23 protein-coding genes are annotated in these 21,305 nt (G+C 71.9%); 11 read left to right on the top strand and 12 right to left on the bottom strand.

Going from position 1 to position 21,305, the window contains the following annotated elements; genetic code table 11:
- Positions 1 to 76: 76 nt before the first annotated feature.
- Genes ACFYRX_RS20105 through ACFYRX_RS20095 form a run of 3 tightly spaced genes read left to right on the top strand, consistent with a single transcriptional unit; the run spans position 77 to position 1,623 of the window.
- Positions 77 to 919, top strand: coding sequence for a DeoR/GlpR family DNA-binding transcription regulator (locus ACFYRX_RS20105; RefSeq protein WP_389101361.1), 843 nt, complete (start codon positions 77 to 79; stop codon positions 917 to 919).
- Between the two features lie 47 nt (positions 920 to 966).
- Positions 967 to 1,437: an SRPBCC family protein gene (locus ACFYRX_RS20100; RefSeq protein WP_389101359.1), complete on the top strand. Its 471-nt coding sequence runs from the start codon at positions 967 to 969 to the stop codon at positions 1,435 to 1,437.
- Between the two features lie 30 nt (positions 1,438 to 1,467).
- On the top strand, positions 1,468 to 1,623 hold the full coding sequence (locus ACFYRX_RS20095; protein WP_389101357.1) for a hypothetical protein: 156 nt from the start codon (positions 1,468 to 1,470) through the stop codon (positions 1,621 to 1,623).
- A gap of 444 nt (positions 1,624 to 2,067) precedes the next feature.
- Here ACFYRX_RS20095 and ACFYRX_RS20090 read toward each other — a convergent pair whose 3' ends face one another.
- The gene (locus ACFYRX_RS20090) at positions 2,068 to 3,192 is read right to left on the bottom strand and encodes a PLP-dependent cysteine synthase family protein (RefSeq protein ID WP_389101355.1); all 1,125 of its coding nucleotides are present in this window, start codon (positions 3,190 to 3,192) and stop codon (positions 2,068 to 2,070) included.
- Positions 3,193 to 3,538: 346 nt separating this feature from the next.
- On the opposite strand from ACFYRX_RS20090, the gene ACFYRX_RS20085 reads away from it, so the two are divergent.
- Positions 3,539 to 3,862 carry a hypothetical protein gene (locus tag ACFYRX_RS20085; RefSeq protein WP_389101353.1) on the top strand — a complete coding sequence of 108 codons (324 nt, stop codon included), beginning with the start codon at positions 3,539 to 3,541 and terminating at the stop codon, positions 3,860 to 3,862.
- 211 nt (positions 3,863 to 4,073) lie between these two features.
- Positions 4,074 to 4,610 (top strand): ATP-binding protein, encoded by a 537-nt coding sequence (locus ACFYRX_RS20080; protein ID WP_389101351.1) that lies wholly within the window; start codon positions 4,074 to 4,076, stop codon positions 4,608 to 4,610.
- A gap of 23 nt (positions 4,611 to 4,633) precedes the next feature.
- Here ACFYRX_RS20080 and ACFYRX_RS20075 read toward each other — a convergent pair whose 3' ends face one another.
- The 3 genes from ACFYRX_RS20075 to ACFYRX_RS20065 are packed head-to-tail and all read right to left on the bottom strand — an operon-like array spanning position 4,634 to position 8,258.
- Positions 4,634 to 7,195 (bottom strand): ABC transporter permease, encoded by a 2,562-nt coding sequence (locus ACFYRX_RS20075; RefSeq protein ID WP_389101349.1) that lies wholly within the window; start codon positions 7,193 to 7,195, stop codon positions 4,634 to 4,636.
- Positions 7,192 to 7,968, bottom strand: coding sequence for an ABC transporter ATP-binding protein (locus ACFYRX_RS20070; protein ID WP_389101347.1), 777 nt, complete (start codon positions 7,966 to 7,968; stop codon positions 7,192 to 7,194). Before ACFYRX_RS20070 ends, ACFYRX_RS20075 begins: the two co-directional genes overlap by 4 nt.
- A complete protein-coding gene (locus ACFYRX_RS20065; protein WP_389101345.1) occupies positions 7,965 to 8,258 on the bottom strand; it encodes an SHOCT domain-containing protein in 294 nt (97 codons plus the stop codon). Before ACFYRX_RS20065 ends, ACFYRX_RS20070 begins: the two co-directional genes overlap by 4 nt.
- Positions 8,259 to 8,421: 163 nt before the next feature.
- On the opposite strand from ACFYRX_RS20065, the gene ACFYRX_RS20060 reads away from it, so the two are divergent.
- Positions 8,422 to 9,000, top strand: a complete 579-nt coding sequence (locus tag ACFYRX_RS20060; protein ID WP_389101343.1) for a TetR/AcrR family transcriptional regulator — start codon at positions 8,422 to 8,424, stop codon at positions 8,998 to 9,000.
- 177 nt (positions 9,001 to 9,177) lie between these two features.
- On the top strand, positions 9,178 to 9,762 hold the full coding sequence (locus ACFYRX_RS20055) for a DUF4865 family protein (protein ID WP_389101342.1): 585 nt from the start codon (positions 9,178 to 9,180) through the stop codon (positions 9,760 to 9,762).
- Positions 9,763 to 10,000: 238 nt separating this feature from the next.
- Here the strand turns inward: ACFYRX_RS20055 and ACFYRX_RS20050 are convergent, their stop codons facing one another.
- Both ACFYRX_RS20050 and ACFYRX_RS20045 read right to left on the bottom strand, forming a co-directional pair.
- Positions 10,001 to 10,528, bottom strand: coding sequence for an SMI1/KNR4 family protein (locus ACFYRX_RS20050; protein ID WP_389101340.1), 528 nt, complete (start codon positions 10,526 to 10,528; stop codon positions 10,001 to 10,003).
- A 35-nt stretch (positions 10,529 to 10,563) separates the two neighbouring features.
- Complete coding sequence (locus ACFYRX_RS20045) at positions 10,564 to 12,033, bottom strand: ketol-acid reductoisomerase (protein ID WP_389101338.1); 1,470 nt, start codon at positions 12,031 to 12,033, stop codon at positions 10,564 to 10,566.
- An 85-nt stretch (positions 12,034 to 12,118) separates the two neighbouring features.
- Here ACFYRX_RS20045 and ilvY point away from each other — a divergent pair, with 85 nt between their 5' ends.
- Together ilvY and ACFYRX_RS20035 are read left to right on the top strand one after the other, a co-directional pair.
- Positions 12,119 to 13,009, top strand: coding sequence for an HTH-type transcriptional activator IlvY (ilvY, locus tag ACFYRX_RS20040; RefSeq protein WP_389101336.1), 891 nt, complete (start codon positions 12,119 to 12,121; stop codon positions 13,007 to 13,009).
- A 168-nt stretch (positions 13,010 to 13,177) separates the two neighbouring features.
- The gene (locus ACFYRX_RS20035) at positions 13,178 to 14,149 is read left to right on the top strand and encodes an NAD-dependent epimerase/dehydratase family protein (RefSeq protein WP_389101334.1); all 972 of its coding nucleotides are present in this window, start codon (positions 13,178 to 13,180) and stop codon (positions 14,147 to 14,149) included.
- A 53-nt stretch (positions 14,150 to 14,202) separates the two neighbouring features.
- Here ACFYRX_RS20035 and ACFYRX_RS20030 read toward each other — a convergent pair whose 3' ends face one another.
- Genes ACFYRX_RS20030 through ACFYRX_RS20015 form a run of 4 tightly spaced genes read right to left on the bottom strand, consistent with a single transcriptional unit; the run spans position 14,203 to position 17,294 of the window.
- The gene (locus ACFYRX_RS20030) at positions 14,203 to 14,655 is read right to left on the bottom strand and encodes an RpiB/LacA/LacB family sugar-phosphate isomerase (protein WP_389101332.1); all 453 of its coding nucleotides are present in this window, start codon (positions 14,653 to 14,655) and stop codon (positions 14,203 to 14,205) included.
- 1 nt (position 14,656) lies between these two features.
- Positions 14,657 to 15,379 (bottom strand): NUDIX hydrolase, encoded by a 723-nt coding sequence (locus tag ACFYRX_RS20025; protein WP_389101330.1) that lies wholly within the window; start codon positions 15,377 to 15,379, stop codon positions 14,657 to 14,659.
- Positions 15,372 to 16,616 (bottom strand): ROK family protein, encoded by a 1,245-nt coding sequence (locus ACFYRX_RS20020; protein ID WP_389101328.1) that lies wholly within the window; start codon positions 16,614 to 16,616, stop codon positions 15,372 to 15,374. Before ACFYRX_RS20020 ends, ACFYRX_RS20025 begins: the two co-directional genes overlap by 8 nt.
- A gap of 36 nt (positions 16,617 to 16,652) precedes the next feature.
- On the bottom strand, positions 16,653 to 17,294 hold the full coding sequence (locus ACFYRX_RS20015; protein ID WP_389101326.1) for an alpha-ketoglutarate-dependent dioxygenase AlkB family protein: 642 nt from the start codon (positions 17,292 to 17,294) through the stop codon (positions 16,653 to 16,655).
- A gap of 68 nt (positions 17,295 to 17,362) precedes the next feature.
- Here ACFYRX_RS20015 and ACFYRX_RS20010 point away from each other — a divergent pair, with 68 nt between their 5' ends.
- A complete protein-coding gene (locus tag ACFYRX_RS20010) occupies positions 17,363 to 18,505 on the top strand; it encodes a methyltransferase (RefSeq protein WP_389101325.1) in 1,143 nt (380 codons plus the stop codon).
- A gap of 17 nt (positions 18,506 to 18,522) precedes the next feature.
- A complete protein-coding gene (locus tag ACFYRX_RS20005; protein ID WP_389101323.1) occupies positions 18,523 to 19,299 on the top strand; it encodes a class I SAM-dependent methyltransferase in 777 nt (258 codons plus the stop codon).
- On the opposite strand, the gene ACFYRX_RS20000 is transcribed toward ACFYRX_RS20005, so the two are convergent.
- The gene (locus tag ACFYRX_RS20000) at positions 19,277 to 20,128 is read right to left on the bottom strand and encodes a ketose-bisphosphate aldolase (RefSeq protein ID WP_389101321.1); all 852 of its coding nucleotides are present in this window, start codon (positions 20,126 to 20,128) and stop codon (positions 19,277 to 19,279) included. The two genes, ACFYRX_RS20005 and ACFYRX_RS20000, sit on opposite strands and share 23 nt — an antisense overlap.
- Positions 20,129 to 20,326: 198 nt before the next feature.
- Positions 20,327 to 21,211: an SIS domain-containing protein gene (locus tag ACFYRX_RS19995; protein ID WP_389101319.1), complete on the bottom strand. Its 885-nt coding sequence runs from the start codon at positions 21,209 to 21,211 to the stop codon at positions 20,327 to 20,329.
- Positions 21,212 to 21,305: the final 94 nt, after the last annotated feature.

The following is a 21,305-nucleotide window of genomic DNA, read 5'->3' as shown; positions in this document are numbered from 1 at the left end:
GGGACGGGCAAAATGTGCTTGTTGGAGCGGGTGTACGGCGTGTGGGACGGCTTGAGGCGAAAGGACCGGAGCGTACGTGAGCGAGAATCAGAACCTCCTCGCGGAGCAGCGGCGCGCCTTGATCCTGGACGAGGTCCGGCGCCGCGGCGGGGTGCGCGTCAACGAGCTGACCCGCAAGCTCGGCGTGTCGGACATGACCGTGCGGCGCGATCTCGACGCGCTGGCCCGCCAGGGCGTGTTGGAGAAGGTGCACGGCGGTGCGGTCCCCGTGGTCGAGGCGAGCACCCACGAGCCGGGTTTCGAGGCGAAGTCCGGCCTGGAGCTGACCGCCAAGGAGGACATCGCGCGGTCCGCGGCGGAGCTGGTCGCGCCGGGTACCGCGATCGCGTTGTCGGGCGGTACGACGACGTACGCGCTGGCCCACCATCTGCTCGACGTGCCGGATCTGACCGTCGTCACCAACTCGGTGCGGGTCGCCGACGTCTTCCACGCGGCGCAGCGCACCACGGGGCCCCGCCAGGGCGCGGCCACCGTGGTACTGACCGGCGGTGTGCGCACGCCTTCCGACTCGCTGGTGGGGCCGGTCGCCGACCAGGCGATCGGGGCGCTCCACTTCGACGTGCTCTTCCTCGGCGTGCACGGGATATCGGTCGAGGCCGGGCTGTCGACGCCGAACCTCGCCGAGGCCGAGACCAACCGCCGTCTCGTGCAGTCGGCGCGGCGTGTCGTGGTGGTCGCCGACCACACCAAGTGGGGAACTGTGGGGCTGAGTTCGTTCGCCTCTCTGGAACAGGTCGACACGCTGGTGACGGACGCGGGGCTGCCGGCCGCGGCGCGCGCGGAGATCTCCGAGCATCTGCGGCGGCTGGTGGTTGCCGGTGAGTCCACTGGTGAGTCCGTTGAGGGTGCAGACAGCTGACTGAGCGTCAGTTAAGGTGACACCTCCTGGTCGATCAGGGGGTTCCCATGGCTCACCAACTGCGTGCGGTGGGGCTCGACTTCATCGAGACCGCGCCCGTACGGCTGGTGTTCACGCAGGAGATGTCAGCGCCGCCGGAGGCCGTCTTCCGTGCCCTCGCCGAGGACGTGCCGGACTGGGCGGAGTGGTTCTCGGCGGTGACGCTGGCCCGGTCCACCGGGGACGGCTCGACCCGCGAGATCCACCTCAAGGGCGGCGGGCGCTTCCAGGAGACGGTCATCGCGGCCAAGGACCCCGAGGTGTACGCCTACCGCGTCGACGTGGCCAACGCTCCCGGCGCCCGCGCCATCGCCGAGGAGTGGCTCCTGACTCCCACCGGAACGGGCACCCGGGTGCGGTGGACGTTCGCCGTGGACGGCACGGCGGCCTTCCGCGTCGTCGCGAAGCTCGGCCGCGCCGGGCTGGGGCGGGCCTTCCGTAGCGCGGTCAGGGCCCTGGACCGGCGGCTCGCCGGGTAGCGGTCCGCCGATGGCCCGTCGGGGTGTCGAGTGCTCGCGCCGCTGGGTTGCCCGGTGGAGGCCGGGCCCGAGGGCCTGACCGCGTCGCGGGAGGCCCGCCGCTCCCCAGCCGACCAGCACCTCGCCGCACACCAGCCGACCGACGCACCGACGGTCGCCGGCGGGCCGCCCAAGCGCCTCGACTGATGACTCACCGCACGTCAGCCGACCAGCACCTCGCCGCACACCAACCGACCCACGCACCGACAGTCGCCAACGATTCCGCTCGCGACCGGCCGACGGGCCGCCCGACGCGCTCCGACCGATGGCTCGCCGCGCGTCGGCCGACCGGCGGCCTGCCGGACCGACAGCCGGGCAATGGCCCGCCGGGCAGCAGCCGACCGAGGGCTCCCCAGGAGTCGTCGGACCGATGGCTCGCCCGTTGGCGACCGGCCGACGATTCCCCTCGCCTCGCCGGCCCTCGCCGGATGGCGGTCGGTCGACGGCTCACCCGGTGGCGATCGCCCGACGGCTCGCTCGGTGCGCTCCGGCCGTCGGCCTGCCGCTCCTCGACCGGTCGGCCGCCCGACGGGCAGGAGCCGACGTCGGCCTGCTGATCGGCAACTGCGCGGCGGTGCGCCGCGTGGACCCTCAGTCGGGCCAGACCCCCGTCTCCAGCAGCGAGGCGATGGCTGTCGTGTACGGCTCGATGTCGAGACCCTGCTCGGCCAGCCACGCGTCGGAGTAGTACTTGTCGAGGTAGCGGTCGCCGGGGTCGCAGAGCAGGGTGACGACGCTCCCACGGCGGCCCTCGGCCACCATCTCGGCGATGATCTTCAGCGCGCTCCACAGCCCGGTGCCGGTCGAGCCGCCTGCCCGACGGCCGATGGCCTGCTCCAGAGCGCGCACGGCGGCGACGCTCGCCGCGTCCGGGACCTTCATCATGCGGTCGATCGCGCCGGGTACGAAGCTCGGTTCCATGCGGGGCCGGCCGATGCCCTCGATGCGCGAGCCGCAGTCGCAGGTGACGTCCGGATCGCCGGTGGTCCAGCCCTCGAAGAAACAGGAGTTCTCCGGGTCGGCCACACAGATGCGGGTGTCGTGCTGCATGTAGTGCACGTACCGGGCGAGGGTCGCCGAGGTACCCCCGGTACCGGCCGTGGCGACGATCCACGCGGGCTCCGGGAAACGCTCCAACTCCAGTTGCCGGAAGATGGATTCGGCGATGTTGTTGTTGCCGCGCCAGTCCGTGGCCCGTTCCGCGTAGGTGAACTGGTCCATGTAGTGGCCGCCGGTCTCCACCGCGAGACGGGCGGACTCCTGGTACATCGTGCGCGGGTCGTCCACGAAGTGACATCGGCCGCCGTGGAACTCGATGAGGCGGATCTTCTCGGCGCTCGTCGTGCGCGGCATGACCGCGATGAAGGGCACGCCGATCAGTTTCGCGAAGTACGCCTCCGAGACGGCCGTCGAACCGCTGGACGCCTCGATCACCGGGCGGCCCGGCCGGATCCAGCCATTGCACAGGCCGTAGAGGAAGAGTGAGCGGGCGAGCCGGTGTTTGAGGCTGCCGGTCGGGTGGGTCGACTCGTCCTTGAGGTACAGGTCGATGCCCCACTTCTCGGGCAGCGGAAAGCGCAGGAGGTGGGTGTCGGCCGAGCGGTTGGCGTCGGCCTGGACCTTGCGAACGGCCTCTTTCAGCCAGCCGCGATAGGCGGCGTCACTGCGGTCGACGTCGAGTGTGCCGCCGGTCCGGGTCGGTTGAGGGGTACTCACGACAGGGCTCCTTACGCTGCGCGCCGACGGCGGGTCACGCAGCCGACGGTTCGATCATAGACACCTTCCGCACCCTTCTCACCTGCATAAACACACCTTTGAGAGACCCAAAGGCACCCCTGGGGTCGCGCTGTGACGCGGCTGCGGGGGCGCATTCGGACGAGTGCTCCGGGCACTCCCGGCGAGGTGCCATGCGTACTGGTGCTCCACGCCCATGACGGGCAGACTGCAGCAGGCGGGACGCAGTCTCGGACGGGGGCGCACACTGGATCACTACAGGAGCCGGCTCTCGGCCCATGCGGGAACACGGGCCGGCACACCGACGCGCACAAGGGGGCGGGGCGGCATGGCTGAGCCGGAGTTCACGGCGATGGGCGTGCGGATCGGCAAGAGGTTGCGCTCGCTCACCCGGGCCGGTCAGGTGCGGATCAGCGACGGCAGACTGGAACTGCTCACCAGTTACGGCAGCGAGATCGACAGTGCGCCGGTGCAGGCGGTACGTGCCTCCAAGCCCTGGTTCGCGGCGGACGACCGGGCCCTCGCGGATCTCAACGGAAACCGGTATCTGCTGACCCTGGGCGATCACGACCCCGCTCCGGGCGAGCCGGGGCCGCCGGCGGCACGCCGGTTCATCGAGGCCGTACGCAGGGCTGCCGGACGTCGGGACTGAGTCGTCGCGCCCGGCGCGGGCAGGCTTTGCCGACCGCGAGTTGCGCTACCCCACCTCCTGCGTCACGCTGATCCCACATCACTCTGGGTTTACCGGCGATTACGCTGCGAACCAGCCCGCCGGGCACGACAGCAGGCGGCCGTCTTCGTCCAGGCTCCTGCTCGATCCGAACTCCGTGTTCTTCCGGACCTCACGTCGGGGAGTCGCAGCTGTGATCAGTCACCCAAGCAGGCATTGCACGGTAGAGCTCCAAGCGCTGCCGTCGCGGATCGGCCAGGTCCGCAGAATCCTTTCCGCGCATTTGCGCTACTGGCATATGGATCCCCTCATAGACCGGGCCGAGCTCGGTGTGACGGAGCTGTTGACCAACGTCCACCGCCATGCCCAGCCCGACAAGACGTGCACCGTGGAGATCGAGCTGCTGCTCGACCGGCTCATGGTCTCGGTGCACGACCACGACCCGCGTCTGCCGGTCGTGGCCGACATCGAGGACACCGAGCCGCTCGCCACGTGCGGGCGCGGGCTCGCGATGGTCGCCGCGGTCAGCGAGAGCTGGGGCGTCCGGCCGGACGGCCCGTCGGGCAAGGTCGTGTGGTTCACGCTGCCGACGCCTGCCGCTGTTCGGCCTGGAGTCGCCCATCCGCTCCGGCGGACGGTCACGGAGAAGCCCGCACTCAGGTTCGCGGACGTCTCGGTGGACAGCCACAGGCCCGAACACGCTCCCGCCCGGTCCGCCGTTGCCGGCTGACCGGGCGGTGACACTCCTCGTCCTCACTCGGTCGCGATCGCCCGGAGCACATCCAGGCGAGCCGCGCGCCGGGCCGGGCGCAGGCCCGCGAGGGCTCCCGCCGCGAGGCCCACCGACGCGACCACCGCGAGTTGCAGCGGCGGCATCGCGAAGGCGAAGGTGCTGTCGCTCGCGCCGTCCGAGGCCTCGACCAGGACCCAGCCGAGGAACGCTCCGAGGGCGAGTCCGCCGACGGTGCCGAAGGCGGCGACGAGGACCGACTCCCAGCGGACCATGGCCCGCAGCTGGGACCGGGTCTGGCCCACGGCCCTCAGCAGACCCAGCTCACGGGTGCGCTCGTGGATCGCGAGCGTCAGGGTGTTGGCGATGCCCAGCAGGGCGATGAGGACCGCGAGGGCGAGCAGCGCGTAGACGAGCGTCAGCATCATGTCGATTCCGCCGGCCGAGGACTGCGCGTACTCGTCGCGGGTCTGCACCTCGGGTTTGCCGTACTGTGCCGCCACCTTCTTCACCGCCGCCTTTCCCGCGGCGGTGCTCACGCCGTCCTTGAAGGAGACGGCGACCAGGGTGTCGGAGTCCTGCGTGCGGTGCGGGGCCCAGGCGGCCCGGGTGATGACGTACTCCCCCGCCAGCTCCGACTGCCCGTAGAGCGCGCGCACCGTGAAGGTCCGTGACGTGCCGTCGGTGAAGGTCAGGCGGGCCGTGTCACCGGGGGCGAGATGCTGCTTGTCAGCCTCCTTCTCGGTGATGGCGATGCCGTCGGGGCCCAGGTCGTTCAGGGAGCCCCGGACCTTGCCGAGGTCGAAGGTGCGCTCCAGTGCGAGCGGGTCGGTGACAGTCAACGCCCGTCCCACGCCGTCGACTTCGGCGACTCCGCGACCGAGTCCTACGGCGGTGTCCACCTCGGGCAGGCGCTGCACCGCTGCGGCGAGCCGGGGGCTCAGACCACTGCCGCCCGCGCCGAACGACGGGGTGCTGACGGCGACATCGCCCGCGAAGGACCGGGACACGGTCTGGTCCATGGTCGCTTTCAGCGATGCTCCGAACACCGTGAACAGCGAGACCACGGCCACGCCGATCATCAGCGCGCTCGCGGTGGCGGCGGTCCGTTTGGGGCTGCGCAGGGCGTTGCGTCGGGCGAGCCGGCCGGTGACTCCGCGAAGGCGGTCGAGGGGGCCGCCGAGGACACGTACGGCTGTCGTCGAGGCGACCGGTCCGAGCACCACGAAGGCGGCCAGGGCGAGGACCGCCCCCGTTCCCGCCAGCAGGATGGACGGGGACACCAGGACGCCGGTGAGCGTGACGGCCAGGGCGAGCGCGGCCAGGCCCGCCCCGGTGACCGCGCGGACGCGGGAGGCGCCCGACTGGTCGACGGCCGTCTCGCGCAGGGCGGCCAGCGGGGCGGTGCGGCCGGCCCGTACGGCGGGCAGCAGCGCGGAGGCCAGACAGACCACAATGCCGACCGCGAGCGGCAGCGCCATCGACAGGGCGCTGACCACCAAGTCGCCCTCGGGGAAGGGGAATCCGATGGCCGGGAACAGGGCCTGGAGCCCGGCGGCGATACCGATGCCGCCCGCCAGACCCGCCGCGGACGCGGTCACCGCCACGACGCTCGCCTCGGTCAGGGCCGACGCGGTGACCTGACGACGCGAGGCGCCGAGTGCCCGCAACAGCGCGTTCTCACGGGTGCGTTGGGCGACGACGATCACGAAGGTGTTGTGGATGGAGAAGGTGGCGACCAGGAGCGCCACGCCCGAGAACACCAGCAGCAGGGTCGTGAAGACCGACAGGAACTGACTGGAGATCATGTCGGTGTTCTCCTCGGTCGACTCCTGACCGGTGATGGCCTCAACGCCCTTGGGCAGCACGGGAGTCAGCCGGTCGACGAGTTCCCGCTGGCTGACGCCGGGACCTGCGCGCACCTGGATGCCCGACGCCTCGCCGGGCCCGGCCATGAGGTACTTCTCGGCGTCGGACCGGGTCATGCCGGTGAAGGTCACCTGGGCCATGCCGTCCTCGCCTCCGAAGGTGGCGAGGCCGACGATGGTGACCTCGACGGGGTCGGGCGTGCGCAGGACGGTCCTGTCGCCGATCTTCAGGCCGCCCCGGTCGGCGGTGCCGCGGTTGACGACGACCTCGCCGGACTTCTCGGGGGCGCGGCCCTCGGCCAGCCGGTACGGGTTGAGCTTCGGGTCGTCGATCCAGTTGCCGGCGAGGGTGGGTGGGCCCTGGCCGCCGATGGGCTTGCCGTCCGCGCCGATCAACTGTCCTGCGCCCTGGATGTCGGGCACGGCGGCCGCGACACCCGGAACCCGCTCGACGGTCCGCACGAGCCCGGTGCTGACCGGTTCGCGCACCCCCTGGCTCTCCCCAGGCGTGGTGATGGCCCCGGCACTGCGGATGACCGCGTCCGTGCCGCCGGTCGCATTGCCGAACATGGTGTCGAAGCCGGCGCGGAGCGTGTCACCCATCACGAGGGTCCCGGCGAGGAAGGACACACCGAGGAACACCGCGAGGAAGGTCCCGGCGAAGCGCCGCTTGTGGGCACGCAGGGAGGAGACGCTGAGGCGTACGGAGGCGTTCATGAGAGCGTCTCCGTCCGTGCGGGCGTCTCGAAGGCCTTCATCCGGTCGAGGACCTTGTCGGCGGTCGGGGATTCCATACGGTCCACCAGACGTCCGTCGGCGAGGAAGACGACCTCGTCGGCGTGGGCGGCGGCGACCGGGTCGTGGGTGACCATGACGACCGTACGGGCCGTCTCGCGCACGGTCCTGCCGAGCAGGCCGAGGACCTCGCCGCCGGAGCGGGAGTCGAGGTTTCCGGTGGGTTCGTCGGCGAAGACGACGTCCGGCCGGCCGGCGAACGCGCGGGCCACGGCGACGCGTTGCTGCTGTCCGCCGGAGAGTTCGGCCGGCCGGTGGTGGAGCCGGTCGCGCAGGCCGACGACGTCGACGAGCGCGTCGATCCACTCCGGGTCGCCCGCATCGCCCGCGAGGTCGAGCGGCAGCCGGATGTTCTCCGCCACGGTCAGCGTCGGCACCAGGTTGAAGGCCTGGAAGACGAAGCCGACACGGTCCCGGCGCAGCAGGGTCAGACGGCGGTCGTCGAGGGAACCCAAGTCGGTGTCGCCGATGTAGGCACCACCCTCGGTCAGTGTGTCGAGGCCGGCCGCGCAGTGCATGAGAGTGGACTTGCCGGAGCCCGAGGGCCCCATGATCGCGGTGAAGCGCCCGGCCGGAAAGTCGACGCTCACCCCGTCCAGGGCCCTCACGCCGGTGTCACCACTGCCGTACAGCTTCACCGCGTCGACCACCCGGGCGGCCGGCAGCGTCCTCGTCGGGACGGTCGCGGCGGTCATGCCGCACCGCCCTTGCCCGTCGCCCGGCCGAACTGCTCGTCCAGGACGGAGAGCCGGCGCCAGTACTCGTCCTCGTCGATCTCACCCGAGGCGAAACGTCGGCCGAGCATGGCGATGGGCGAGTCGCCGGAGGGACCGCTGTCGGTCATGGCGCGCCACGGTCCGCGGCGGCCGCGCCAGGCGGTGCGGCGCAGGACAGTCACGACGCCGAGCACGACGGCCGCCCAGGTCAACGGGAAGAAGAGGATCCACGGGCCGGGGCCGCCGTCCCAGTTGGCGAGAGTCTGCATGTCGGTTCATCTCCCTGGAGTTCCTGAAGGTGTGATGCTTCGAGACTGGCTCCGGGGAGGGGTCCGGGTCGTCGTACGGGCAGCGGCAGTGCGGGTACCTCCCGGGGAGTACGCGGGCCGGCCCTGCCTGCTCCTCAGGGTCTCGACTTCTGTAACTACTAGTATGTACAGTGCGTGTATGAGCACCTCGGACCGACTGATCGAGTCCACCCGTGAGCTGCTGTGGGAGCGCGGCTATGTGGGCACCAGCCCCAAGGCCATCCTGGAGCGCGCGGGCGCCGGACAGGGCAGCATGTACCACCACTTCAAGGGCAAGCCGGAGCTGGCGCTGGCCGCGATCAGGCGTACCGCCCAAGAGTTGCGGGCCACTGCGGAGGCGGCACTCGGCGGGCCCGGGACGCCGTACGAACGCATCGAGGCGTATCTGCGGCGCGAGCGGGACGTACTGCGCGGCTGTCCGATCGGCCGGCTCACGATGGACCCGGACGTCATCGCCAGCGACGAACTGCGCGCGCCGGTCGACGAGACGATCGACTGGATCCGGGAACGGATCGCCGGGATCGTCGAAGAGGGCAAGGAACAGGGCCAGTTCGCGTCCCGGCTGGACGGCGAGGAGATCGCGGCGACGGTTCTCGCGACCGTCCAGGGCGGTTATGTCCTCGCCCGGGCGTCCGGCTCGCCCGCGGCGTTCGACACGGGCGTGCGGGGGCTGCTCGCACTGCTCACACCCCACTCCCCGTAAGGGAGTTCACCACGTGCAGATCACCCGACGGCGTCCGGGACCCGGCAGGGAGCGGCCGAGGACTTCACCGGATCAGCGGACCCGTCTCGCGGTCGTCGAGGCCGCGGAGGACGGCTCGACCGCCGGCTGGGACGCGCATGGCGGTCCCGAGGACCACCCCGCCCTAGGAGGCACCGGATGCACGCCATGCAGTACGAGCTCACACTGCCCGCCGACTACGACATGGAGGTCATCCGGGCCCGGGTGGCCCGGGTCGGGCATCTGCTCGACGACTGGCCGGGGCTCGGATTCAAGACGTATCTGATGCGTGAGCGCGGGGTGAGCGGCTCGCCCGTCAACCAGTACGCGCCCTTCTACCTCTGGGACACCGTGGACGGCATGAACACGTTCCTCTGGGAGGGTGCCTTCCAGAAGGTGAGCAACGACTTCGGGCGGCCGTCGGTACGGCAGTGGACGGGTCTGTCGTACGCGGAGGGCGGTGCTGTCGACATCCCTGCCCGGTCGGCTGTGCGTCGCAGTCAATCGGTGCCCGACGGCGTGGAGTTGGCCGAGGTGATGGCGGAGGCGGTGGGTGAGACCGAGCGGCTCGCCCGGGAGGACGGCGTGGTGTTCGCGGCCGCCGCCGTGGACACGGCCCGCTGGGAGCTGACCCAATTCTCGCTGTGGACGCACGAGGCGCCCAAGGCCGACGGTGAGGTGTTCGAGGTGCTGCACGTGTCGGCGCCGGGCCGGGAGCGGCTGCCACGGGGACGCCAGTGGTGAGCGCGGTTTGTACGGTCACCGGCGACGTGCCCGACGAACGGCTCGGCGTGTGCGACGCGCGCGACCATCTGTTCTTCGGCAGCCCGCAACTGCCCCGGCAGGAGTAGCGAAGCGTCACCGCGGCGAGGGCCGAGCCGGCCGCGTTCGCCGCCCAGGGTGGGGGCCTGTCGTGCCGTGGACGCCGTACGGGCTGCCGACCTCTCCCGCGGCGGGCCGCACCTCACCCCGGCGCCGGCGCTCACCGGCAGAGGGCGTCGATGTCCTCGGAGAAGGCCGGGAACTCCGAACGGGCGGCGGTGACGATGTCCCGGGTGGTGCGGCGCGGGGTGACCGCGTGGCGCTCGGCGAGTTCGGTCAGCGCCGTGTTCGGGCGTGCCTCGTACTGCCCGTACTCCACGACCTCCATCGGTCCCAGGCCGTCGGCCAGCACCCACAGGAAGTCGGACAGGGTGGCCGCCACCACACCGCGCTCGCCCTCGGAACCCAGGAACACCACGGGCTGCTCGGCGAGGGGCCGCCCCGGCCGTACGCACCACAGGGCGGCGAGACCTCCGGTGCCGTCCTGGCCGAAGACCCGGTAGGCGTCGCCGTCCAGTTCGTGGTTGCCGGTCCAGTTGCGGAGCCAGTCGGTGGTCTCCTCGGCGGAGTCGAAGGCGTCGTACGGCTCGAAGTCGACGCCCTCGCCGTCGTCGTAGTCGAACTCCACGCGGGCCACATCGGCCAGGGCGGGCGGGAAGGCGCGGTCGCCCTCAGTCGTCTCGAACATGACCCGCAGGCTAACCGCCGCCACTGACATCGGCGCTACGCCACCGAGATGTCCACCGACGGCCGGAGTTTCGCCGCCGCGGCCAGCGCCCCGTGGGCGGGGTGGCTCAGGAAAGCCGTCATCAGGGCCTCGTCCGCGGGGCGTTCGGCGGCCGGGTACGCGATCTGCTCGTAGGCGGCCTGAAAACGCGGACCCCACCGGCGGGCGCCGAGGCGGGCGGTACGGGAGCAGTTGTCGACCATGAAGGCCACATCGCGCGCGTGCATGTAGGGCAGGAGGGAGTCGACGGCCTCGATGACCGACTCGTTGACGATCTCCGACCACGGGTGGCCGCGTTCGGCGAACTCGTCGATCTGGGCGAGCATGGTGGCGACGAACACCCCGGCCGTGAACGGGTCGACAGACAGCTCGCGTTCGCCCCGCCGCGCCCGCACCCGGTCACCCACACCCCACATCGGTGAGCCGCCGATCTCGCTCATCGGCCGTGCCCCCAGCCGCCGTTCGGCCAGGATCACACTGCGCAGCTCGGTGCCGTCGGCGACCTCGTCGTAGATCTCCGCGACGATCTCGCGGGCCGGTGCGTACGTCGCCGTGTACGCGCGGTCGAAGACGTCCCGGTCGGCCGGATCGAGGCCGTCGCGGACGGCGCGCAGTCCGGCGTGCGAGATGGTGCGGGCGATCGGCCCGGTGACGTTCTCGCAGGACCTCTCGTACGCGGTCGCCTCGTCGTCCCCGGCCAGGCGGTAGCGCGTGTACAGGCTCTCGACGATGCCGTGGACCGCACCGAGCAGGATGGCCCGCTCACCGACGATGTCCGAGAGGTACTCGCTCCGGAGGGTGGTGCGGAAGGTGTACGGCGATCCGAGCGCCACCGACCAGCCGAGCGCGAGGTCGACCGCCCGGCCGTCGGGGTCGGCGTGCACGGCGAAACTGCTGTTGATCCCGGCGCCGTTGATGTCGGCGCCCTGCTGGTAGAGGCGGCGCACGGAGTCACCCATGCCCTTGGGGCACACGGCGATGACCGGATGCCCTGCCGGGAACTCGCCCCCGCTCTCCCGGAGATGGCCGAGGAGGAAGCCGTGCGAGAGCCCGATCGCGGCACCGGGTTTCAGCACCGCGAAGATCTGCTGGTGGTGGGCGGCGAGTGCCGCGTCCGCGATCAGCAGCACGACCAGGTCGCTGTCGGCGGCGACCGCGAGCCAGTCGCCCAGCGTGCCGTCCTCCTCGGTGAAGCCGTGGGCACGCGCGTCGTCGGCCGAACGGGAACCGGGGCGCAGGCCCACGGCCACCCTGATGTCCGTACCGGCGAGGGAGTCACGCAGGTTGAGCGCCTGGGCGCGGCCCTGCGGGCCCCAGCCGAGCACACCGACCCGGCTGATCCCGGCGAAAGCCCGCGGCAACAGGGGGAACAGGTGCCGGCCGCCGCGCAGGACGGTCTCCGATCCGCCGGGGACGTCCATGGATTCGAGGTCGAAGACGCCGGAGGCATACGTGGTGGAGGTCATGGTGGAGTTGTAGGCTCCGGCCGAGCATTGCGGCAAGTGCAACTTCCGCAGCGGACTGTTGCACGGATTGAAAGGCCGAGGTCGGATGGATGACCACCGGGAACTGCGCCTCTTTCTGCACCTCGCGCAGACGCTGAACTTCGGCCGGACCAGCCTCGACTGCCACGTCAGCCCGGCCACCCTGACCAGAACCGTGCAGCGCCTCGAGGCGGATCTGGGGCACCGGCTGTTCGACCGGGGACCGCGTGGGGTGTCCCTCACGGCACAGGGCCATCGCTTCCGCGAATACGCGGTCCAGGCCCTGGAGTTGTGGCGCTCCTTCAGGGAGGAGCATCCCGACCCGGCCGAACTGACCGGCCACCTCACGGTGTTCGCGACGGTGACCGCCTGCCAGGCCCTGCTTCCGGACCTGTTGGCCCCGTTCCGCGCGGCCCATCCCCAGGTACGGCTGGACCTGCGCACCGGTGACGCGGCGGCCGCGCTGGCCCGGCTGGACGAGGGCGAGGTGGACGTCGCCGTGGCGGGCATCCCGGCGAGGCTGCCGGAGGGGCTGGTGAGCCGGACGGTCGCGGTGACCGACCTGGTTTTCGTCACCGCGCGGGAGCGTCCGGACCCCGACCTGGACGGGCCGTTCGTCCTCCCCCACCGCGGGCTGGTCCGCGAGGCCGCCGACCGCTGGTTCCGCGCTCGGGGCACGGTCCCCGACGTGGCCTGCGAGCCCGACGGCCACGAAGGGCTGCTGACACTGGTCGCCCTGGGCTGCGGCACGGGCGTGGTCCCCCGCCTCGTACTGGAGCACAGCGCGGTGCGGGAGCGTCTGTCGGAGGTCCCCGCCGGCCCGCGGCCCGATCGGTTCCCCATCGGTCTGTGCGTACGGCGCTCCGATCTGCGCAGGCCGCTGGTGTCGGCGTTGTGGAGTCTGACGGCGCCGGCGGAGCCACACCTGAGCACGCGCACCGATGTCGGTGCCGGGTGACCCGAAGCGGACATGACCTGCACGGACCGGCGAGCGATCTGCTGCTCGTCCCGAGATCGAGCCGTCGACCCCCGGCCCGTACGTCACCACCGGCTGCGGCAGGATGTGCACGAGCAACCGGCCTTCGAACGTGGCCCCATAGCCCTGCCTGACACCGAGGGGAAACACATGCGAGTCGTCGTCATCGGCGGAAGCGGGCACATCGGCACCTTCCTGGTCCCCCGGCTGGTGCGAGCGGGTCATGAAGTGATCAACATCAGCCGTGGCATCCGCACCGCCTACGCCGATGCTCCGGAGTGGCAGCAGGTGCGCCAGGTCGCCACCGACCGGGAGCGGGAGGATGCCGAGGGCACCTTCGGCGACACGGTGGCCGCACTGGACCCGGACGTCGTGGTCGACCTCGTCTGCTTCACCTTTGAGGCGGCCACCGCGCTGGTCGAACGGCTGCGCGGCGAGGTCGGCCATCTGCTGCACTGCGGCACGGTGTGGCGCTGCGGCCCCAGCGACAAGGTGCCGATCTCGGAGACCACGGGCACCCCGCCCGTCGGGGAGTACGGCATCCAACAGGACCGGATCGCACGGATGCTGAAGGAGGAGACCGCCTCCGGGGGCGTGGTGACCACGTCTCTGCACCCCGGGCACATCGTCGGTCCCGGCTGGCACCCGATCGGCCCGCTCGGAAACCTCGACCCCGCGGTCTGGTACACGCTCTCGGCGGGGAAGCCGCTGCAGATCCCGGGCAGCGGTGTCGAGCTGATGCACCACGTGCACGCCGACGACGTCGCCCAGGCCTTCGAGCGAGCGATCGAGCACCGGGACGCGGCGGCCGGAGAGGACTTCAACGTCGTCGCCCCCACCGCGCTCAACGTCCGCGGGTTCGCTCACGTGGGTGCCGGCTGGTTCGGCCGGAGCGCGTCGCTGGAACCGGTGACCTGGGAGCGGTTCCGCCGGACCACGGCCCCTGAGCACGCCGAGGCGAGCTGGGAGCATCTCTACCGCAGCCACTGCTTCACCATCGAGAAGGCCAGCACCCTCCTCGGCTACACACCGCGCTACGAACCGGAGGCGGCCGTACTCGAGTCCGTCCGCTGGCTGATCGAACACGACGAGCTGAAGGTGGCTGGCCCGCTCGTCTCCTGACAGCACGGGAGCCGGGACCGGAGGCTGAGCCACCGTGTCCGGGACCGGAGGCGCTAGGCCTGCCGTTCGGCGTCCAGGCGCCCCACCCGGGCCACGTTCTCCCGGTCCTCGGCGTCCTCGCTCGCCTCCGCGGTGAACCAGGCGTCGAGGATCTCCTTGAGGAGCGGCTCGGAGGTGAGACGCAGGCTGAGGGCCAGCACGTTGGCGTCGTTCCAGCGGCGGGCTCCGTCGGCCGTGTAGGCGTCGGTGCACAGGGCGGCCCTAACGCCGGGGACCTTGTTCGCGGCGATGGACGCGCCGGTGCCGGTCCAGCAGCACACGATGGCCTGGTCGGCCGTCCCCGCGGCCACCTCACGGGCCGCGGCCTCGGAGCAGACGGCCCACTGCGGGTCGTCGCCGGGGCTCAGGGCGCCGTGGGGAACCACGTCGTGGCCCCGCGCGCGCAGCTCGTCGACGAGGGCGCGCGCCACTGCTTCGTCCATGTCCGAGGAGACGGAGATCCGCATGTCACGAGCCTACTCGGCGGTTCGTCCACACGAGGACGGGTTCCAGGTAGAGCACGTGCGGGCCGACGAGGTCCGGCAGTTCGGCCGGGGAGCCGACGAGGGCGATCCGGTCGAACTCCGGGACACGCCCGTGTGCCGTATCGGCGGCCACGAGTGCGGCGAACCGCTCATGGAGGCGGGACGCGGGCAGGGGCGGTGCCAGGTAGTGCACACCGACCTGGCCGTCCTCGCCGTGGGTGACCAGGCATCGGGTGAGCGCGGCGGCCGGGGTGTCGACGCCCGTCTCCTCGGACAGTTCGAGAGCCGCGTGGTGGCGCAGTGCGGGCTCGTCGAGCGGCTCGTCGCCGGTGGGCGGCTCCACCGATCCGCCGGGGAACTGCCAGCGGCCGGGTGTCGCGGTGGACGGCGACATGCGGCCCACCAGCACCCGTCCGTCGTCCGTGGGCTGCACCACGCTCACGAAGAGGGACCGCAGAGGGGTGGCGCCCGGGACGCGGCGCAGCGCGAAGTACCGGTAGGTGGAGCGGGACCAGGAGACGACCAGCTTCTCCCCGGCGTCGCGCGAAAGCCCCGCGCAGAGCGCGACCGGTCCGTCGAAGAGGGTCGGGTTGGCCAGGACGGCCTCGTCCCACGCGCGGTTCATGGCCGCTCGCTGCTCGGCCGGAAGGGCCGGCGGGGCGACCTCGACCAGACGGAGTCCTTCGGCGGTCAGCAGTTCAGTCACGGGTGAGTGACCCCAGCGGGTCGTCCAGTACCGGCTGCCACGCCAACTCGGCCGCCCCGACCAGGCTGTTGTGGTCGAGGGTGCAGGCCAGGATGGGGACGCCGCCGCTCTGTCCCCACAGACTTCGGTCGGCGACGACCGCGCGAAGGCGGTGCGGGTCGGCGTCCAGGAGGGTGCGGTGGAGGCCTCCGAGGATGATGCGATCCGGGTTGAGGATGTTCACCAGGCCGGCGAGTCCGAGGCCCAGCCGGTCGATCAGCGCCTCTGCGGCCGTACGGACGGCCGGGTCGTCGTAGTGGTTGCGGACGAGGTCGTTGGCCTGCTGGAGCAGGGACAGCTCGGGGCCCGGGGCGAGTCCCGTGGCCGTGAGGAACGCGAGCGGGTCGGCCTCGACGTCCAGGCAGCCGCGGCTGCCGCAGTGGCAGGGGCGGCCCTCGGGGTTGACGGTGAGGTGACCGACTTCCAGCGCCAGGCCCGAACTGCCGGTGTGCAGACGCCCGTCGAGCACCAGCGCGCCGCCCACGCCCCGGTGTCCGGTGGCCACGCACAGCAGGTCCCTGGCGCCGCGCCCGGCGCCGTGCCGGTGTTCGGCGAGCGCGGCGAGGTTGACGTCGTTGCCCGCGAAGGCCGGGCCGGTGATGCCGGCGGCGCGCACGCACTCGTCGAAGATGCGGCGGACGGGGGCGCCCGCGGGCCAGGCCAGGTGGAGGGGGTTGAGGGCGAGTCCCTCGGGTTCGGCGACGGCGGAGGGTACGGCGAGTCCGGCACCGACGCAGCGCCTGCCGGTCGTGCGCAACAGGTCGGCGCCCGCCTCCACGACGGAGCCGAGGACCTTCGCGGGGTCGGCGTCGACGGTCTCGCAGCCGGGTGCGGTGGCGACGATACGGCCGCCCAGGCCGACCAGGGCGGCCCGGAATCCGTCGGCGTGCACCTGCGCGGCCAGGACGACGGGGCCGTCCTCGGCGACCGCGAGGCGGTGCGAGGGCCGGCCCTGTGAGCCGGCGGCCGCGGTGGGCCGGGCGTCGACGCGGATCAGTCCGAGTGCCTCCAGCTCGGCGGCGACCGCGCCGGCCGTCGCCCGCGTCACGCCGAGTTCGGCGGTGAGCACGGCCCGGGTGGGCGCGCGTCCGGTGTGCACGAGCTCCAGCGCGGGCCCGAGCGCGCCGCGCCCCCGGTCCAGCCGCGCCCTCGAGGTGGTCCCTTCCCCCGCCGGCCGGGGGTCCGCCTTGCCGCTCATGAGGGCGAGTCTCCCATGATCCGTTCGTGCCACGGGCTACAGGCCGCTGACCCGCAGCGTGATGTTCAGCCGCCCTGTCAGGCCCAACTCGGGCGGCGCGGTGCCCGGATGCACACGGGGCACCCCGTGGTAGGCGAGCCTCGAGGGGCCGCCGAACACGAAGAGGTCGCCGCTGCGCAGTTCGACGTCCGTGTACGGCTTGGTCCGTGTCCCGGTGTTCCCGAAGCGGAAGACGCAGGTGTCGCCGAGGCTCAGGGACACCACGGGCGCGTCCGACTTCTCGTCGCTGTCGCGGTGCATGCCCATGCGGGCGTCGCCGTCGTAGAAGTTGATCAGTGCGATGTCGTACGGCGCCTGCCGCGGGCCGAGGGTGTCCCGGACCGCTTCCCGGCCCAGTTCGCCCAGCCAGTGTGGGAAGGGCTTCACCGGTGCGCCGTCGCCGTCGACGACCGTCAGGGCGTAGCCGTACGGGTACCAGTGCCGGCCGAGGCACACCTGCCGTGCCGTCATCGTGCCGCCGCCCGGGGTGCGGACCGTGCGCAGTCCGGCCGGCGGGCGCGCCCACTCCCGGCAGGCCGCGAGCAGCTCACGCTGCCGTTCCGGGTCCAGCCAGCCCGGGACGTGCACCGCGCCGGGCGCGACCGTGGCCCGGGACCTGGGGAACAGCTCGGCGTCCATGGGTTCCATCCTGCCCGAGCGGGCCTGAGCTGCGACTCCGATAGCCTGGGCACACGATGGACGACCGTATGACGACCCCCTGGGGCGAGCTCGCGCTCACCCGCTTCCCCGAGGACCCGCGTGACCGGCTGCGCGCCTGGGACGCCTCCGACGAGTATCTGCTCAGGCATCTCGCGGCCGAGGAGGTGCCGCTGACCGGTGCGGTCGTGGTGGTCGGGGACCGCTGGGGCGCACTGGTCACCGCGCTGGCGGCGCACCGGCCGGTCCAGATCACCGACTCCTTCCTCGGCCAGGAGGCGACCCGGGCGAACCTCGCGCGCGCGGGCGTCGAACCGGGCGCCGTCCAGCTGCTGTCCACGCAGGACCCGCCACCCGACCGCATCGACGTCCTGTTGGTACGTGTGCCGAAGAGCCTGGCCCTGCTGGAGGACCAGTTGTCGCGCTTCGCGCCCGCGGTGCACGAGGGCACGGTCGTCGTCGGTACCGGCATGGTGAAGGACATCCACACCTCGACGCTCCAGCTGTTCGAGCGGATCCTCGGGCCGACCCGCACCTCGCTCGCCGAGAAGAAGGCCCGGCTCATCTTCTGCGAGCCGAAGCCGTCGCTCGAACGCCCAGCAAACCCCTGGCCGTACGGCTACACCCTCCCGGACGGCATCGGTGCCGCCTCCGGGCGATCCGTCGTCAACCACGCGGGTGTCTTCTGCGCCGACCGGCTCGACATCGGCACCCGCTTCTTCCTCCAGCACCTCCCTGACACCCGCGACAGTCACGGCACCCGCCGGATCGTGGACCTGGGCTGCGGCAACGGCGTCGTCGGCACGGCGGCGGCCCTGGCCGACCCCGGGGCCGAGGTGCTGTTCGTGGACGAGTCCTACCAGGCCGTGGCCTCGGCGCAGGCGACGTACAAGGCGAACGGCGTGCCCGGACACGCGGAGTTCCGCGTCGGGGACGGGCTGACGGGCGTCCCGGAGGGCAGCGTCGACATCGTCCTCACCAACCCGCCGTTCCACTCCCACCAGGCGACGACCGACGCGACGGCCTGGCGGATGTTCACCGGAGCGCGCCGCGCGCTGCGGCCCGGTGGCGAGCTGTGGGTCGTCGGGAACCGTCACCTCGGGTACCACCTGAAGCTGCGCAAGCTCTTCGGCAACAGTGAACTGGTGGCCGGCGGACCGAAGTTCGTGGTGCTGAAGGCCGTGAAGCGCTAGCCGCTACGGTGGATCGCATGTCCGATCCCTCGGTGCGCGCCTTCTACGACTCGCTGGCTCCCGACTACCACCAGATCTTCGCCGACTGGGACGCGAGCATGGCGCGTCAGGCGGAGGTGTTCGGGGCGCTCGTACGGGAGGGGGTGGGGCCCGGCTCCCAACGGGTCCTGGACTGCTCGTGCGGGATCGGGACCCAGGCGATCGGGCTGGCCCTCGCCGGTCACCGGGTCGTCGGCAGCGATCTGAGCCCGGTCTCCGCCGCGCGTGCCGCCCAGGAGGCCGCGGCCCGCGGGGCACTGCTGCCGACGGCCGCCGCGGACATGCGGCGGCTGCCTTTCGCACCGGGCGCCTTCGACGTCGTCGTCTGCGCCGACAACTCCGTGGCGCATCTGCTGACGGCCCCGGACGTCAAGGCCTCGCTCGCGGGCATGCGTCGGGTCGTGCGGGACGGCGGCCTGCTGGTGCTCACCGTGCGGGACTACGACGAGATCCGCCGGACCAGGCCCCGCGCCGCGCCGGTGCAGGTCTCCGAGACCTCAGCCGGCCGGGTGATCACCGTCCAGCTGTGGCACTGGCACGAGGACGGCGAGCGCTACGACCAGGAGTACGTCCAGCTGGCCGCCGGCGAGGGGGACGACTGGACCGTCCGCGTCCGCCGTACGACTTCCTGGGCGCTGACACGATCACAGCTGACGGAGTTCGTGTCCGCGGCCGGTTTCGTCGACATCCGTTGGCACGATCCCGCCGCCGACGCGTTCTACCAGCCCGTACTCACCGCCCGAGCAACCCGATGATCCGTCGGGCCGCCTCGGCCATGGCGTCCCGTCCGACGCTCAGGTACTTCCGGGAGTCCACCGCCTCGGGGTGGGCCGCCAGGAACTCCCGGATCGCGCCCGTCATGGCGATGTTGAGCGCGGTGCCGACGTTGACCTTGACGATGCCGCCCGCGACGGCCGCGGTGAGTTCGTCGTCCCGGACTCCGGAGGAGCCGTGCAGGACGAGGGGGACGTCCACCGCGGTGGCCAGGCTTTTCAGGAGGCCGTGGTCGAGCGTGGCGGTGCGTTCGGTCATCGCGTGCGCGCTGCCGATGGCCACGGCCAGGGCGTCCACGCCGGAGTCGGCGACAAAGGCGCGGGCCTCGGCGGGGTCGGTGCGGGCGCCGGGGGCGTGGGCGTCCAGCGGCGGTACGCCGTTCTTGCCGCCGACCTCGCCCAACTCCGCCTCGATCCACAGCCCTTGGGAACGCGCCCAGTCGGCTGCCGCTCGGGTCGCGGCGAGGTTCTCGGCATAGGGCAGTCGGGCCGCGTCGTACATCACGGAGCTGAAACCCGCGTCGGCCGCCTGCCGGAGCAGATCGTCGCTCTGCACGTGGTCGAGGTGCAACGCGACGGGTACGGCGGCGCGTTCGGCCAGGGCGACGGCGGCGCGGGCGAGCGGGTGCAGACGCCCGTAGCGGAACTTGACGGCGTTCTCGCTGACTTGGAGGACGACCGGCGCCGCCAGGGACTCGGCGCCCGAGATGACGGCCTCGGCGTGCTCCAGGGTGATGATGTTGAAGGCGGCGACGGCGGAGTGGTCGGCGGCGGCGCGGGTGACGAGTTCGCGGGTGGTGACCAGGGGCACGACGTCTCCTAGGGCCTGTGTGGGGTGGTGATCTGGATCAGGGAGCGGGGCGTGGTGCGTGGTGCGTGCGATCGCAAGGCGCCGGAAGGGCCCTCGTAGCGGAGCTACCAGGGTGTTTCGGCAACGCGGCTGGGGGTCCCCCCTCTGGGGGAGTGCGTGCCACGCCCCGCGAGCCCAGATCGCCACCCCACACAGGCCCTAGGGGCGGGCGAGGATCACCGAGCGGGTGAGGTGGCGGGGCTGGTCCGGGTCGAGGCCGCGGGCCGCCGCGACGGCGACCGCGAGGCGCTGCACGCGGACCAGTTCGGCCAGGGGGTCGAGGGTGCCCGGCACCCACGTCCCGCCGGTCTCCCGCACCTGTTCGGCCAGGCCTTCCGGTGCCTCGCCGAGCATCCAGGTGGCGGTGCCGTGGGTGGTGATGCTGATGGGGCCGTGCCGGTACTCCATCGCCGGGTAGGCCTCGGTCCAGGCGAGGCAGGCCTCGCGCATCTTCAGTCCGGCCTCGTTGGCCAGTCCCACCGTCCAGCCCCGGCCGAGGAAGGTGAACTGCGTGCACCCGACGAGCCCTTCGGGCAAGGGAGTCGCGAGTGCGGTGCGGGCGTCGGTCACGACGGAGTCGGAGTGCAGGCCCAGGTGGGCGCGGAGCAGGGTGAGGGCCGTGGTGGCGAACCGCGTCTGGACGACGGACTGTTCGTCGGCGAAGTCGAGGACGACCACGTCGTCGGCGGCTGCCATGACGGGGGTCGCGGGGTCGGCGGTGAGGGCGGTCGTGCGGGTGCGCCCCTTCAACCGCCCGAGCAGGTCGATGACTTCGGTGGTCGTACCGGAGCGGGTGAGGGCCACGACACGGTCGTACGGCCGGCCGTGCGGGAACTCCGACGCGGCGAAGGCGTCGGTCTCCCCCAGGCCCGCGCCTTCTCGCAGTGCCGCCACCGCCTGCGCCATGAAGTAGGAGGTGCCGCACCCGACGATCGCGACCCGCTCCCCGGGCGACGGAAGCGCACCTGCGTGCTGCGCCGCTTCCGTCGCCGCCCGGGTCCAGCATTCCGGCTGGCTGGTCAGCTCGTCCTCGACATGGGTCATGCCGGCACCTCTCCGTGGTAATGATTGTTCTTGCAAGATATAGCGAGGTTTCGAGCATAATCAAGCATTCGAGCGCAGGAATCGTGCGCTGGGG

The organism is Streptomyces sp. NPDC005374 (assembly GCF_042872225.1).
GTDB lineage: Bacteria > Actinomycetota > Actinomycetes > Streptomycetales > Streptomycetaceae > Streptomyces.
This window is presented reverse-complemented; position numbering and strand designations above follow the sequence as displayed.

Bases quoted from the DNA above. Each gene is read 5' to 3' on its own strand.
- ACFYRX_RS20060 (WP_389101343.1), top strand. From the start codon at position 8,422: ATGTACAGTGCGTGTATGAGCACCTCGGACCGACTGATCGAGTCCACC.
- ACFYRX_RS20030 (WP_389101332.1), bottom strand. From the start codon at position 14,655: ATGCGGATCTCCGTCTCCTCGGACATGGACGAAGCAGTGGCGCGCGCC.
- ACFYRX_RS20085 (WP_389101353.1), top strand. From the start codon at position 3,539: ATGGCTGAGCCGGAGTTCACGGCGATGGGCGTGCGGATCGGCAAGAGG.
- ACFYRX_RS20045 (WP_389101338.1), bottom strand. From the start codon at position 12,033: ATGACCTCCACCACGTATGCCTCCGGCGTCTTCGACCTCGAATCCATG.
- ACFYRX_RS19995 (WP_389101319.1), bottom strand. From the start codon at position 21,211: ATGACCCATGTCGAGGACGAGCTGACCAGCCAGCCGGAATGCTGGACC.
- ACFYRX_RS20020 (WP_389101328.1), bottom strand. From the start codon at position 16,616: ATGAGCGGCAAGGCGGACCCCCGGCCGGCGGGGGAAGGGACCACCTCG.
- ACFYRX_RS20100 (WP_389101359.1), top strand. From the start codon at position 967: ATGGCTCACCAACTGCGTGCGGTGGGGCTCGACTTCATCGAGACCGCG.
- ACFYRX_RS20055 (WP_389101342.1), top strand. From the start codon at position 9,178: ATGCACGCCATGCAGTACGAGCTCACACTGCCCGCCGACTACGACATG.
- ACFYRX_RS20070 (WP_389101347.1), bottom strand. From the start codon at position 7,968: ATGACCGCCGCGACCGTCCCGACGAGGACGCTGCCGGCCGCCCGGGTG.
- ilvY (WP_389101336.1), top strand. From the start codon at position 12,119: ATGGATGACCACCGGGAACTGCGCCTCTTTCTGCACCTCGCGCAGACG.
- ACFYRX_RS20050 (WP_389101340.1), bottom strand. From the start codon at position 10,528: ATGTTCGAGACGACTGAGGGCGACCGCGCCTTCCCGCCCGCCCTGGCC.
- ACFYRX_RS20075 (WP_389101349.1), bottom strand. From the start codon at position 7,195: ATGAACGCCTCCGTACGCCTCAGCGTCTCCTCCCTGCGTGCCCACAAG.
- ACFYRX_RS20065 (WP_389101345.1), bottom strand. From the start codon at position 8,258: ATGCAGACTCTCGCCAACTGGGACGGCGGCCCCGGCCCGTGGATCCTC.
- ACFYRX_RS20035 (WP_389101334.1), top strand. From the start codon at position 13,178: ATGCGAGTCGTCGTCATCGGCGGAAGCGGGCACATCGGCACCTTCCTG.
- ACFYRX_RS20005 (WP_389101323.1), top strand. From the start codon at position 18,523: ATGTCCGATCCCTCGGTGCGCGCCTTCTACGACTCGCTGGCTCCCGAC.
- ACFYRX_RS20015 (WP_389101326.1), bottom strand. From the start codon at position 17,294: ATGGACGCCGAGCTGTTCCCCAGGTCCCGGGCCACGGTCGCGCCCGGC.
- ACFYRX_RS20010 (WP_389101325.1), top strand. From the start codon at position 17,363: ATGACGACCCCCTGGGGCGAGCTCGCGCTCACCCGCTTCCCCGAGGAC.